The following is a 13,376-nucleotide window of genomic DNA, read 5'->3' on the forward strand; positions in this document are numbered from 1 at the left end:
GGCATGCCGGTGTTGCTCGTACGGGAGAACAGCCGCGTGCGCGGCTGGCCGGCCTACGTCGGGGCCGTCGGCCTGGGCGCCGCGGCCCTGGCCCTGGCCTCGCTGTGGACCAGCGGGGCGTGGGCCACGGGAATCGGCGCCGCCGTCACCACGTTCTCCGGGCTGGTCGCCGAGCGGCTGCGACCGCAGCGCGGTGCGGCAGGAGACGGGGACGCCGCCCCGGCCGGAGCAGCCGCCCTGCTGCGCACGGCGGCGGGCCGGATCCCCACACTGCGGCAGGTCGACCGCCCCGAGTCGGCCGGCGCCCATTCCGCGGACGGACACCTCGCGGACGGACACCCCGCGGACGGCGGCCGGACCCCCGGCGCGCCTCCCGCCTACATCCCCCGCGACGTGGAGCCCCGGCTGCGCGAGGCCCTCGGCCGGGCCGGGTTCGTCCTGCTGGTGGGGGAGTCCACCGCCGGCAAGTCCCGGCTGGCGTACGAGACGGCCCGCACGCTCTTCCCCCGTCATGCCTTCGTCCGCCCGCTGGGCCGGGCCGCGCTCCCGCAGGCGCTGCGCGTGGCCGGCACCCGGCGGCGGGCCGTGCTGTGGCTGGACGACCTGGAGGAGTTCCTCGGCGCGGGAGGGCTCACGACCGCCATGCTGGCCGCCCTGTCGGGCCCCGCGCCCGGGCGCCGGGTGGTCCTCGCGACCATGCGCACCCAGGAGTACCGGCGTTTCGACGCCCGCGAGGAGAGCCGGCTGACGGGCTCCGACCGGGACGCCTGGCGCACCCAGCGGGACGTGCTCCGGATGGCGGAGGTGGTACGGCTGGCCCGGCACTGGTCGGCCGGGGAGCGCCGGCGGGCCGCCGCCCACGTGCAGGACCCGCGGATCGTCGCGGCGTTACGGGCGGGTGAGCGCTTCGGCATCGCGGAAGTCCTCGCGGCCGGGCCTGAGTTGCTCGCCTCCTGGCACAACGCCTGGACCCCCGGCGCCAATCCGCGTGGCGCGGCCGTGGTCGCGGCCGCCGTGGACTGCCGACGGGCCGGACTGCGCAGCCCGGTCAGCCGGGACCGGCTGCGCGAACTGCACCGACCGTACCTAATGGAGCGCGGCGGCGGCGACCTCCAGCCGGAACCCTTCGACGAGGCGATGACCTGGGCCTGCACGGCGGTCTACGCCACCAGCGGCCTGCTCGTCGGCAACTACACCCAGGGCTATACGGCCTTCGACTACCTCCTCGACGCGCCGGGCCTGGCCCCCGTACCGGAGCACCTGTGGCAGGGGCTCGTCGGCCGGGTGACACCGGCCGAGGCGTATGACATGGGCCTGCTGGCCCACCAGGTGGGGCGGCCGAGGCGGGCCGCCGAGGCGCTGTCCCGGGCCCGGCTCGGCGGCGTCCCCGGCGCGGACTTCCTGCTGGCCATCACGATCGGCGACGCCGGGCGGCCGCGCCGGGCCGCCGCCGACCTCGCCGGGATCGTCCGGCGGCGCCAGGACCGGCTGGGTCCCGGCCATCCCGACACCCTCGCCGCCCGCCACCAGCTGGCCTTCTTCACCGGGGAGGCCGGCAACCCGCACGCCGCGGCCGGCCGGTTCGCCGCCCTGGCCGCCGACGCGGCGACCGTCCTCGGTGCCGACCACCCCGACACCCTGGCCGCCCGACACGAACTGGCCTACTTCACCGGCGAGTCGGGCGCCCCGGCCGAAGCCGCCAGGCAGCTGGCCCGGCTGCTCGCCGACCGGCTGCGGGTGCAGGGCCCGGACGACCCCCAGGTACTGGCCACCCGGCGCAGCCTGATCTGGTACCGGGCCGGTGCACCCGCCGGCACCGAGGCGCAGTTGGCCGAACTGCAGGCCGACGCGGAACGCTGCCTCGGCCCCGACGACCCGCACACCCTCGCCGTCCGCAGCAGCCGCGCCGCCTTCGCGGCCCGGGCGGGCCGGACCGCCGAGGCGGTGACGGCCTGGGAGTCGCTGGTGGCCGACCGCACCCGGGTCATGGGCCCCGACCACCCGCACACGATCTACGCCCGGCTGGAATGGGCCCGGGCGCTGGCCTCCTCGGCCCGTACCGAGGAGGCCAGCTCCCTGCTGACCCGGACCCTCGGCGACGCCCGCGCCCTGCTGGAGCCGGGCCACCGCCATCTGCGCCTGGCCCGGGAGCTGCTGGCCGCCCTCCCGCCGGCCGGCCGGCACCCGGGGTGACCCGGGGCCGCCCGCGCCGGGGAAGGCCGGCCAGCCGGGGACGGCCACGGCAGGACGGGCGTGGCCGCCGCCGCGGAGAAGCGGCAGGAAGGTGCGTCCGGCCCGGTGCGGGCTCGCATGCTCGGGAAGAGGTGGTGCTCGATCTGGTGGTTCAGGCCGCCCAGGACGGCTCGGTGGCGCGCCGGCCCCGTACCTCGCGGGAGGTCAGCCCTGGCGGCGCGGGAAGTCCGGGCGGTCGGCGTCCCTCAGCCGAGCATCGCGGATGCCTGCTGCAGGGGGGTGAGGAGGCGAGCGGGCGCGGCGGCCCGGGGAACGGCGTGGCAGGTGAACCCGAGCTGGGTCATCGCGCGGACGACTTCGCCGGCGCTGAAGTCGCGGCGGTCCTGGCGGGTGATGACCTGGCCGACCTGCTTGACGGGGTAGGTGCGGCGGCCGACGGTTACGGACGCGCCGAGGACCGGCTCGGGTTTGATGCCCTTCATCGATTCCAGGACACCGCTCTTGGTGAGATCGAACGGGAAACGGGCGATGACGCAGCGCATGGGACCTCACGGGGAGAAGGAGGGGACGGTCGTGCCGCAGGGGAAAGGAGGCGGTCAGCGTGCGAGGGCGAGGACGCCCGGAGCACCCTTCTGTCCGTCGGCGACGGGGAGGGCGTCACGTCGGCGGTGGCGCGTCCCGGCCCCGGCCGTCATCGCCACGGGGGAGGTGGCCGGCGCGTGGTCACCGAGGACGTCGCGGAGCCGGACCCGGTCCGTGTACGCGTCACCGTCACGGACGGCGGCGAGCTGGGCCGGGGTCACCAGGCCGGTGCACAGGCCGTCGTCGTCGCAGACCAGCAGATGTCGTGCACGGGCGCTGGCCATGACGGACAGGGCCACTTCCACCGTCATGTCGTCGGAGACCTGGGGGGAGGCGGTCTCCGGGGCATCGTCCGCCGTCCGGTGCCCGGAATCGGCGACGGCCGCGCGGGGTTGCATCTGGACCAGCGTCAATAGGTGCCTCCTGCAGAGATGGGTCAGTGTGCGGATCACGTGGGGTCAGGCCGCCGCGCCGCTGGGGCTCCGGCGACCGCCCACGCGCCGGGCGGCCGAACCGGAGCCGCGCCGGCCGCGGGAGGCGGTGCCGCGCCTGGGCCGGTCGGACGCCGGGGCGGTGATGACCACGGGGACACCGGAGGGGGTCTGGGCTCCGGTGATCCTGCTCAGCGCCGCCTCACCGGAGCGGACCTGGGTGGTCCGCGGGGTGATGCCGGCAGCGGCCATGAGTCGGGTCATGTCACGGCGCTGGTTCGGGGTGACGAGGGTGACGACGCTGCCGGACTCCCCCGCGCGGGCGGTGCGGCCGCCGCGGTGGAGGTAGTCCTTGTGGTCGGTCGGCGGGTCCACGTTGACGACGAGGTCGAGGTTGTCGACGTGGATGCCGCGGGCGGCGACGTTGGTGGCGACCAGGACGGTGACGTGCCCCGCCTTGAAATGGGCCAGGGTGCGGGTGCGCTGGGGCTGCGACTTGCCGCCGTGCAGCCCGGCCGCGCGTACTCCGCTGCCGAGGAGGTCCTGGGTGAGGCGGTCCACGGCGTGCTTGGTGTCCAGGAACATGATCACCCGGCCGTCGCGTGCCGCGATCTCCGTCGTCATCCGGTGCTTGTCGGCGCCGTGGACGTGCAGGACGTGGTGTTCCATCGTCGTGACCGCGCCCTGGGAGGGGTCCACGGAGTGCACCACGGGGTCGGAGAGGTAGCGGCGGACCAGCAGGTCGACATTGCGGTCGAGGGTGGCGGAGAAGAGCATCCGCTGGCCTTCGGGGCGGACCTGGTCCAGGAGGGCGGTGACCTGGGGCATGAAGCCCATGTCGGCCATCTGGTCGGCCTCGTCCAGGACGGTGATCGCGACCTGGTTCAGCCCGCAGTCGCCACGGTCGATGAGGTCCTTGAGCCGGCCGGGGGTGGCGACGACGACCTCGGCGCCGCCCCGCAGCGCACTCGCCTGCCTGCCGATCGGCATGCCGCCGACGACGGTCGCCATACGCAGCCTGACCGCACGGGCGTACGGGGCGAGGGCGTCGCTGACCTGCTGGGCGAGCTCACGGGTCGGGACCAGGACCAGGGCCAGCGGCCGGCGGGGCTCGGCGCGCTGCCCGGCGGTGCCGGCCAGCAGTGCGAGGCCGAAGGCCAGCGTCTTGCCGGAGCCGGTGCGGCCGCGGCCCAGGACGTCACGGCCCGCCAGTGTGTTGGGGAGGGTCGCGCCCTGGATCGGGAACGGGACGCAGACCCCCTGAGCGGTGAGCGCGGCGAGGAGCTCGGCGGGCATGTCGAGGTGCGCGAACTCCTCGACGGGCGGCAGTGCGGGAGTGATCGTCTTCGGCAGGGCGAACTCACCCTGCACCGGGGCGGACCGCCGGCCGGGGCCGCCCGAACGGCTCGGGGCGGACGAACCGGAGCGACCGCCCCGGCCCGAGCCGGTGGCATACGCGAAACCTGTGCCGCCGGTGCGGCTTCGGTTGCGGGATGAACGGTTGTTGGTGCGTGTGGGGTTCATTCAGAACCTTCCTTGATACGGCACGCATCAAGGAATTTCCGCCGCGGAAGGACATCGCAGGGAATCGCAAGAACGGACCGAATGGAATGCGAGATCGAGCCTGGGACGCAGAGAATTCGCGTCGGGCAGGCACGGATTGAGCTGCCCTCGGGCAGATGCGAGGGCAGGTGAACCACTGCGGACGAATGTCCGCAGCTGGGGCCCGCACCCCGAGGGATGCGGGCCCCAGCTACAAATGGTGCGTGAGTGTCAGGCGGGAACGATGTTCTCGGCCGTCGGGCCCTTCTGGCCCTGCGCGACGTCGAAGGTGACCTTCTGGCCTTCGGTCAGCTCACGGAAGCCTTGTGCGGCGATGTTCGAGAAGTGGGCGAACACGTCTGCGCCGCCACCATCCTGCTCGATGAAGCCGAAACCCTTTGCCGCATTGAACCACTTAACGGTACCGGATGCCATGTCAAATCTCCTTTGGGGCAGTACATCGGCATCCGCAGCGGACGGACGCCGTGTCGCCGCGATGATGCCCCGGCCGGAAATCAACCCGGAAATGTGAAATACGGGAACCACAACTGCAACCGAGATCGACGATAGCACGCCGTAGCGGGCCGTGTACGTGAAATCAATTCACCCTGGCCGCCGCACCAAAAACCCTCTACGCGTGGACCGCTAAATCCTCGCCCCGCCGCGACAGATATCGGCGGTGGGCGCAGGCGCAGGCGCCGTCGCGGCATCGGCGGAGGAGGGCGGCAGCGGTGTGGTGCGCGCCGCCGCGCTCCGTGCACCCCGTGCGCGTCGAGCCGACCGATCAGGAGCAGAGCCCGCCAGAGCAGCACCGGCGGACTCCGGCTCCTCCGGAGCCGCGGCGCCCCGGTGGACGACCGAGCCGCGGCCACGCCGTGATCCAGGCCACCGCTTCGCCGGCGACGGCGGGCCGCGCCACGGAACGGCTCGAAAGAAGCAAGGACCCGTCGGCGCGCGGAGGGCCGTACGATGATCCCGTGATCGACCACACCTGCCGCCCGACGCACCGGCGCCCCTCGGCGCGCGGTGCGTCGCTGCTGGTGTTGGTCCTGGCGGTGCTGGCCGGGATTCTCGGCATGCACGCCCTCGGTCCGGCCCCCGCCCGTGCCGCCGTGCCCGCGGGCGCCCACCACGCGACGGCCGGGCACCACGGCGCTCCCGCCGCCGGGCAGCCGGGCGAGGACTGCTCGCACCCCGCCGGCGGCTCGGGCCACTCCGAGCACGCGGACGCCACCTGCGCCGCCACCGGAATCGCCTCGTCGTACGCGCCCCCCGCACTCGCGGAGGCGCTCGGCGGCCTCCCGGCGGTGTCCCCGGCGGACGCCGCCGAACCGGTCGCCGCGGTCGGCGCCCGCGCTCCCCCCGATCTGGCCGAACTACAGCTGCTGCGGATCTAGAGCCGCCCGCACGGCCCGTCCCACCCGGCACCCGCCGGGCGGCCGGCCGTGCTCCGGGCCCCCTCTCCATCCGTTCTTCCCGCACGCCCGGAAACGGGCCGCGGATCAAGGAGCAGCATCATCATGACCAGCACGCGTTCCCTCTTCCGTCGCGCCGCCGTCGTCGTCTCTGCGGGCGCGGCCGCCCTCGTGCTCGCCGCCTGCGGTGGCGGCGGCACCGCGAGCGAGCACGACGGCCACGCCGCCCCGTCCGCCCCGGCTTCCCCGTCCGCCCCGGCCTCGGCCCCGGCCGGCCAGGGGCAGCGCAACGCGGCGGACGCCGCCTTCGCCAAGGGGATGATCCCCCACCACCGCCAGGCCGTGGAGATGGCCGATCTGGCCCCCTCCCGCGCCCGGTCGGCGGAGGTGAAGAAGCTCGCCGAGGACATCAGGAAGGCACAGGACCCGGAGATCAGGACCATGTCCGGGTGGCTGGCCTCGTGGGGCGAGCAGGTGCCCGCCGAGGGCGCCATGGACCACTCCGCGCACGGCATGGCCGGGATGATGACCGCGGAGCAGATGGACAAGCTGAAGAACGCCTCGGGCGCGGCGTTCGACACCGCCTTCATGGAGCTGATGATCGAGCACCACGAAGGCGCGGTGGCGATGGCGAAGACGGAACAGGCGCAGGGCGCCTTCCCCGCCGCCAAGACCATGGCCGAGGCGATCATCACCTCCCAGACGGCGGAGATCGCCCAGATGAACAAGCTCCTCGGCAAGAGCTGACCCTCCGCGGCCGACCGGGCCGGGGCGCGCACGAGCGCCCCGGCCCGGTCCTGGCCCGTACCGCGTGTTCCTTCCGCAACCGTTCATTCCGATGGGGGTACGGCACACATGCAATCGAAACCGGACAGGATCCTGGTCGTCGGCGGGTACGGCGCCGTCGGCGCGACGGTGGTTTCCGCACTCGGCGGATGGTTCCCCGGACGGGTCGTCGTCGCCGGACGCGACGAGGCCCGGGCACGCAGGCTCGGCGGGGTGCGCGCCGACGTGGCCGATCCGGACGCCTTCCGGCGCACGCTTGCGGAACTGGGCGACATCGCGGCCGTCGTGCTGTGTGTGGAACCGCCCGACACCCGCGTCGCACGCGTCTGTCTGGAACGCGGCGTGCACCTCGTCGACATCGGTGCCACCAGACGGCTGCTCGACGGGGTGGCGGACCTGCACGACCTGGCGGCCGGCTCCGGGGCCACGGCCGTCCTCAGCGTGGGCGTCGCCCCGGGCCTGACCAACCTCCTCGCCCGCCGGGCACACGAGGCCGTGGGCGGCGCCGAGCACATCGACCTCACGGTGCTGCTGGGCGCCGGCGAGCGGCACGGCGCCGACGCCGTGCGCTGGACGGTCGAGGGCCTGGCCGAAGAGCCGCCCGGGGCTCCGCTGCGGACCACCCTGCCCGGCCACGGCCTGCGCACCGCGCACCCGTTCCCCTTCTCCGACCAGCACACGCTGCCCGTCACGCTCGGCGTGGAGCGGGTGACCACCCGGCTGTGCCTGGACTCCAAGCCGCTGACCGCCGCCCTGTTCGGGCTGCGGGCGGCCGCCCGCCGGCCCGCCGTGCGGCGGACCCTGACGGCCGCCTTCAGCCGCGTCCACCTCGGCGGCGACGGCTTCGCGGTCCGGGCCGACGCCCGACGCGGCGACCTCCACGCCGCTTGCGCCGTCACCGGACGGGAGCAGAGCCGGGTCACCGCGCTGGTCGCCTCGTACGTCACCCGGGAACTGCTCACCGGCTCCGTGCCGCCGGGGGTCCACCACATCGAGCAACTGCCTTCCCTGGCCGGCCTCCCGGAGACCCTCGCCGCCCACGGACTCTCCGTCTGGCAGCGCGCGGACACGCCCCGCTCCTGACCGTCGGCCCGCCTCCGGCTCCGCGCGCGGAGCCGGAGGCGGGCTGTCGCCCGGCGCATCGGCTCCCCTACAGTGCGTGATGCCGACACCGGTCCGTGACGACGCAACAGCCGCCGAACAGGAGCAGACCCGTGGCCACCCACGCCCGCCCCGGCCCCCTCCCGATCCCGCCCCGGTCGGCCCGGCCCGTCCCCGAGCTGGACCCCGCCCTCGTACGGGACTGGCAGGCCGGGGAGGGCGAGCTCATCGACCTGTTCGCCCAGGCACACGCGCGGCTCGGCGGCGTCGCCGCCCTCCGGCTCGGCTCGCACCCCACCGTCCTGGTCACCGCCCCCGAAGCCGTCCAGCACGTCCTCGCACGACGGCCCGACCTGTACGTCAAGCGCTCGCACCGCGCCCGGCTGCTGATCGGCGACGGGGTCCTGGCCGCGACCGGCGCTGCCTGGCAACGCCAACGGCGGCTGCTCCAGCCCCAGTTCACGGGGCACGGCATGCGCCGCTGGGAACGGCGGATCACCGAGGCCGCCCGGACCACCGCGGCGCGCTGGGCCGCGTACGCCCGCGACGGACAGGTCCTCGACGTCGGCGAGGAGATGCGCCGCTTCGCCCTGGACGTCATCTGGCGGTCCCTGACCGGGCATCCCCTGGACCCCGGCACGGAGGAGGAACTGGCCGCCGTGCCGGCCGTGGTGGCCGCGCTGCCCGGCCTGCCTGCCGACGGCGTCGCCGCGCGGGGGGCCGTCGCCGGTGAACTGGCCCGGATCGACGCCCTGTCGGGCCGCGCCATCGCCGCCGCCCGCTCCGCCGGGGCGGGACCTGACGGCCCCGGTCTGCTGCACGTCCTGCTGGAGGCGGCCGAAACCACCCCCGAGTACACCGACCGGCTGATCCGCGACGAGCTCGTGACCCTGCTGGTCGCCGGGCACGAGACCACCGCGGTCACACTGACCTGGCTCCACCTCCTGCTCGACCGTCACCCGCACGCGCGGGAACGGGCCCTCGCCGCCGGCCCGGACGGCTCCCCCGAACGGCGCGCGGCGGTGCAGGCCCTCGTCCACGAAACCCTGCGCTTCTACCCGTCCGCCTGGATCCTGCCCCGCCACGCCGCCGCCGACGACGTCCTCACCGGCTACGCGATCGAGGCCGGCACCGACGTCCTGGTCTGCCCCTACCTCACCCACCGGGACCCGGGGACCTGGGAGGACCCCGCCCACTTCGACCCGGACCGCTTCCTGACCCCGGGACGGCGGCCCACCCGACCGGGCAGCTACGCCCCCTTCGGCCTGGGCCCCCGTGCCTGCCTGGGCCTGCAGTTCGCCCTCCGGGAGTCGACCGCCCTCCTCGAACTCCTGCTGCCCGCCTTCGTCCCGCACTTCCACAGCGTCCCGGCCGGGGCCGCCTACGGCATCACGGTCCGCCCGGACGGCCCGACCCCCGCGGCGCTGGCGCGGTGATGCCGCGCCGGGCCTCGACCCTCGCCGATCAGGCGGTCAGGGGGGGCAGAGGGTCTGCGGTCAGCAGACCGGCACGCCCGGCACCTGGTTCTCCGGCACGCTGAGATAGATGTTGGTCATGTAGCCGCCGTACTGCGGCAGGTGGGCCCACCAGTCGTTGACGTAGGGCGGTTGGCTGACCTGCTGCCCGCGCTTCTGGCAGCCGACCAGGACCTCGACCCCGGCGGGCAGCGTGGTGATCGCGCCGGACGTGGTCGTCGCCTGGGTGCGGACCCGGACCCCGCTGCCCCAGGTGCCGACCCACGTGCCGGCGGGGCGGGTGGCGCCGGGGACGTTCAGCGAACGGGTCAGCCGCCCGATGTCCGTGTAGGCCTTGCCGTAGGACGTTCCGCCGGGGTGCAGGGTGAAGACCGCCACGACGGACCGGTCGCCCTCGCCCACCAGACCCGTCGTGTGCAGTGCCGGACGGGAGAGGTCCACGGCATCGGCGCCCGCCGGCGTCCGGGCATCCGCCACCACCTGTTCCCCGGCGGCCCCGGCGGCCCCGGCGGCTCCGGTGTCCTTCGCGGCCGCAGTGTTCGCTGCTGTGCAGCCGCCCGAACTGAAGCCCGACCAGCCCTGCTTGACGGCCCAGGGGCGGTTGAAGGATCCGGCGATGCCGAAGTGCTGGTCGTATCCGTCGGTGGCGCAGCGCGTGGACTGCCGCAGGCCGCCGAGGAGGTAGTCGCGTGTCGCCGCCGGGGCGGAGTCCAGCAGATGGCGGTAGATCTTCACGGTGTCACGGGCCGAGAGAGCCGTGTAGCCCCAGTAGCCGGGGTGCGTGGACGGCGGCCGGGCGGTGTCCGTCAGGCCGAGCCGGGTGACCATCCGGTCGACGATCGCCCCCGAGCCGTTGTTCGACCAGAAGGTGCTCGCGGCCGCGTCGTCGCTGCCGCGCAGCATGGTGTCGATCCGGGCCCGGTCGGCGGCCGACAGGGCATCGGGGCTGCGGTTCCAGAGCACGTCCAGGGCGATCAGCAGCTTCACCACCGACGCGGACCTGAACTGCGTGGAGGCGTTCAGCTGTTCGGTGAAGGTGCCGGTACGGCGGTCGAAGACCGCGACACCGGCCGTCACCCCGGCGGGCACTTCGGCTTGAACCGCCGCCGGACGAGCCGCGGCGGAGGCGACGGGCTGGGCGTTCGCGGTGGTGCACAGGAGCGCGGCGAGGGCGGCGGTCAGCACACCCGCCCGCACCCCGCTCCGTGCGCTGCTCAAAGTCATCGTGGTCGTCCTCGGGATCGGTGGAAAGGGGAGGTGGCGGTGGGGCGCCGGATGCCCCCGGGACCGGCGTGGTCCCGGGGGCATCCGGTCGGTGCGGGCCGTCGTTCAGCAGGTCGGCAGCCCCGAGTCCGGCTCGTCGTTGCCGCCTCCGACGAGGAAGATCTCGCTCATGTACGCGGACCGGGCCATGCCCACTGCCGGAGTCTTGGCCCACCAGGTGTGCCAGGGGTCGCCTTACGTCGCACGACCGCCCTTGACCTGGCGCTCCACCCTGAGCACGCCAACGGAGGGCGACGTGGAGCGACGGTCAGCATGTACCGACGCCCGGCAGCCAGGCGGCGGGGTGGTCGATGTAGATGTTGGAGACGTAACCGCCGAGCGCCGGGATGTAGGACCAGGCGTCGTTGGTGTACCCCTCGGCGGTGACGGAGTCGCCGCGCTTCTGGCACTGCACGTACACCGGCGTCGGGCCGGTCAGCGTGCGCACGACCGCCGCGCCGAGCCGGGCGTCGGCGCGCACCCGGACCGACGTGCCCCAGGTGGTGAAGTTCGTGCCGGGCGTTCCGCTGCCCGGCGTGCACGGCAGGCTCACACCGCGCTCGGCCAGATAGGCGACGGGGTCCATGCCCCGGGTGCTGGCCGTGGAGGAGTGCGCCTCGAAGTGCAGGTGCGGACCGGTGGACTGGCCCTCGGAGCCCATGCGCGCGATCAGCTGACCGCTGCTCACCCGCTGGTTCACGGAGACGAGACGCTCGTACATGTGGCCGTACTCGGTGACGGTGCCGTCGTCGTGCCTGATGCGGATCCACTGTCCGTAGCCGCTGGCGGTGCCGGAGACGATGACGGTGCCGGGCCCGGTGGAGTGGATCGGCGTACCGCGGTTGTTGGCGATGTCGACGCCGTCGTGGCCGGAGTGCCACCCCTGCGTCACCGTGCCGGCCGTCGGGCAGGAACCGGCGTAGCCGGCGGCCTTGGCGGGCGGGGACGCGGCGGCCTGGCCGGCGGCGAGCGGAACCAGTCCGGCCGCGGTGACCGTGGCGACGAGCAGGCCGATGGACTTGGTGCGCTTGAGTGTGCGCATGGCGGAGTCTCCTCTGTGAGCGATGTGAAAGGCGTGAAGGGTGTGAACGGTGCGGGGGACGCGGTGGGTCAGCAGTTGGGAACCCCGGGCAGCCAGGCCGCCGCGTCGTCGATGTAGATGTTCGAGATCCACGCCTTGTACTTGGGCAGGTACGACCAGGCGTCGTTGGTGTAGCCCTCGGCGGTGACCCGCTCCCCGTGCACCTGGCAGAGCACGTCCACGGCCGTGGGGCCGGGCAGCCGGCCCACGGGAGGCCGCTGGGTGCCGGGGTCGGGACGCAGGCCCACCTGGGTGCCCCAGGTCATGAACCGCTTGGTGTTCGTGGGCGGCTGCTCGCTGCCGGCGATGCGCAGGGCGCCCGCGTACTGGGAGTTCAGCCGTACGTCGCTGACCATCACGAGCGTCCCGGACTCCCGGGCCTCGACCATCCTGCCGTTGCCGAGATAGACGGCGATGTGGTGGACGCTGCCGAGGTTGGCCGGGTCCGACCCCCACAGCAGCAGATCGCCCGGCTGCAGCGGGGCGGTCCCCTGGGAGGGCGTGAACCGGGCGGTGGCGCCGCTCCACCGGGCCTGGTTCCACGTCCCCTCGGGCAGGGCGATGCCCGCTCCCTGCCAGGCCGCGTACTGCACCAGGTGCGAGCAGTCGAAGCCCTTCACCCGGCTGTCGTGGGCGCCGGGGCCGCCACCGGGATAGTCCTGACCGTACGTCGGCCCGTGGATGGAACCGCCGCCCCATGAGTACGGCACCCCGATCTGTGAGCACGCGGCGTTGACGATCGCCTGCGCCTGGGCCGGCGCGTTCGCCAGGGGACGGCAGTCGGCGGCGGCCACGGCCGCCGAGGAGACCGGCGCCGAGGCGGCCATCGCCGTCCCGGTACAGGTCAATGCGGTGGCGAGCAGCAGCCCTCCCGCCGTCGCGAGTGTGCGGTTGGCGCGGTGCATGGTTCCCCCTCGGGTGGTCGGTGCGATGTGCGCAGGTGCTGTACGGGTCTTCGGTGGCCGGTGGCCGGTGGCCGGCCGCTCCTATGCGGCGAGCGCGGCGCGGATCTTGGCGAGGCCGCGCATACGGTTGCGCTGCACGGTGCCGCGGTGCGCGCCGAGCCGTTCCCCCGCCATGTCGTGGGTCAGGCCCTCGATGTCGACCAGGATCACGGCCGCCGCCTCCTTGGGGGACAGCCCGCGCAGCAGCGCGGCCGTCACCGCCTCGGCCTCCCTCCCGGCGAAGCCGCCGTCCCAGCCGTGTTCCGGCAGCCGGTCGGTGCACCGCTCCTGGCGCGAGGGGTGCCGCCACAGGTCGCGCAGCAGGTTCAGCGCCGCCGCGCAGGTGTAGGCGTACGGCTGCTGCTGGCGCGTCAGGGTCTGGGCACGTGCCCGGCGGGAGAGTCTCAGGTACGTCTCCTGCAGCAGGTCGTCGGCGTCGTGCGGATTGCCGGTCAGGGCCAGCAGCCGGCGCCGCAGCCTCGGCATCACGGCGGTGAACGCCTCGTCGAACTCGGCGGCGGTCATGTGGTCGGTGAATGCCGTCGTGCCCGTGCCCGTGCCCG

13 protein-coding genes are annotated in these 13,376 nt (G+C 74.3%); 5 read left to right on the forward strand and 8 right to left on the reverse strand.

Annotation, left to right across the window (positions count from 1 at the left end; translation table 11 throughout):
• The first annotated feature begins 3 nt into the window (after positions 1-3).
• Positions 4-2,193 carry a tetratricopeptide repeat protein gene (locus AAT21_RS34400; protein ID WP_052757712.1) on the forward strand — a complete coding sequence of 730 codons (2,190 nt, stop codon included), beginning with the start codon at positions 4-6 and terminating at the stop codon, positions 2,191-2,193.
• 245 nt (positions 2,194-2,438) lie between these two features.
• Here the strand turns inward: AAT21_RS34400 and AAT21_RS11525 are convergent, their stop codons facing one another.
• The 4 genes from AAT21_RS11525 to AAT21_RS11540 form a co-directional block, all read right to left on the reverse strand.
• Positions 2,439-2,735 (reverse strand): SCO5918 family protein, encoded by a 297-nt coding sequence (locus tag AAT21_RS11525; protein ID WP_046776541.1) that lies wholly within the window; start codon positions 2,733-2,735, stop codon positions 2,439-2,441.
• A 54-nt stretch (positions 2,736-2,789) separates the two neighbouring features.
• On the reverse strand, positions 2,790-3,188 hold the full coding sequence (locus AAT21_RS11530) for a CBS domain-containing protein (protein ID WP_046776542.1): 399 nt from the start codon (positions 3,186-3,188) through the stop codon (positions 2,790-2,792).
• Between the two features lie 45 nt (positions 3,189-3,233).
• Positions 3,234-4,730 (reverse strand): DEAD/DEAH box helicase, encoded by a 1,497-nt coding sequence (locus AAT21_RS11535; RefSeq protein WP_046776543.1) that lies wholly within the window; start codon positions 4,728-4,730, stop codon positions 3,234-3,236.
• Between the two features lie 249 nt (positions 4,731-4,979).
• Entirely contained in the window at positions 4,980-5,183 is a 204-nt protein-coding gene (locus tag AAT21_RS11540) for a cold-shock protein (RefSeq protein ID WP_046776544.1), read from the reverse strand.
• Positions 5,184-5,725: 542 nt separating this feature from the next.
• Here AAT21_RS11540 and AAT21_RS11545 point away from each other — a divergent pair.
• The 4 genes from AAT21_RS11545 (at position 5,726) to AAT21_RS11560 (ending at position 9,486) form a co-directional block, all read left to right on the forward strand.
• Positions 5,726-6,145, forward strand: a complete 420-nt coding sequence (locus AAT21_RS11545) for a DUF6153 family protein (RefSeq protein WP_327152730.1) — start codon at positions 5,726-5,728, stop codon at positions 6,143-6,145.
• A gap of 123 nt (positions 6,146-6,268) precedes the next feature.
• Positions 6,269-6,910 (forward strand): DUF305 domain-containing protein, encoded by a 642-nt coding sequence (locus tag AAT21_RS11550; RefSeq protein WP_046776545.1) that lies wholly within the window; start codon positions 6,269-6,271, stop codon positions 6,908-6,910.
• A 108-nt stretch (positions 6,911-7,018) separates the two neighbouring features.
• Positions 7,019-8,032: a saccharopine dehydrogenase family protein gene (locus AAT21_RS11555; protein WP_235438744.1), complete on the forward strand. Its 1,014-nt coding sequence runs from the start codon at positions 7,019-7,021 to the stop codon at positions 8,030-8,032.
• Between the two features lie 131 nt (positions 8,033-8,163).
• Positions 8,164-9,486 (forward strand): cytochrome P450, encoded by a 1,323-nt coding sequence (locus AAT21_RS11560; protein WP_046776546.1) that lies wholly within the window; start codon positions 8,164-8,166, stop codon positions 9,484-9,486.
• Between the two features lie 60 nt (positions 9,487-9,546).
• Here the strand turns inward: AAT21_RS11560 and AAT21_RS11565 are convergent, their stop codons facing one another.
• The 4 genes from AAT21_RS11565 to AAT21_RS11580 form a co-directional block, all read right to left on the reverse strand.
• Positions 9,547-10,749 (reverse strand): hypothetical protein, encoded by a 1,203-nt coding sequence (locus AAT21_RS11565; protein ID WP_046776547.1) that lies wholly within the window; start codon positions 10,747-10,749, stop codon positions 9,547-9,549.
• 307 nt (positions 10,750-11,056) lie between these two features.
• On the reverse strand, positions 11,057-11,830 hold the full coding sequence (locus tag AAT21_RS11570; protein ID WP_046776548.1) for a M23 family metallopeptidase: 774 nt from the start codon (positions 11,828-11,830) through the stop codon (positions 11,057-11,059).
• Between the two features lie 68 nt (positions 11,831-11,898).
• The gene (locus tag AAT21_RS11575) at positions 11,899-12,774 is read right to left on the reverse strand and encodes a C40 family peptidase (RefSeq protein ID WP_046776549.1); all 876 of its coding nucleotides are present in this window, start codon (positions 12,772-12,774) and stop codon (positions 11,899-11,901) included.
• An 81-nt stretch (positions 12,775-12,855) separates the two neighbouring features.
• Positions 12,856-13,338 carry an RNA polymerase sigma factor gene (locus AAT21_RS11580; RefSeq protein WP_046777264.1) on the reverse strand — a complete coding sequence of 161 codons (483 nt, stop codon included), beginning with the start codon at positions 13,336-13,338 and terminating at the stop codon, positions 12,856-12,858.
• Between the last annotated feature and the right edge of the window lie 38 nt (positions 13,339-13,376).

The sequence above is a fragment of the Streptomyces yangpuensis genome (assembly GCF_001005295.1).
Classification (GTDB): Bacteria; Actinomycetota; Actinomycetes; order Streptomycetales; family Streptomycetaceae; genus Streptomyces; species Streptomyces yangpuensis.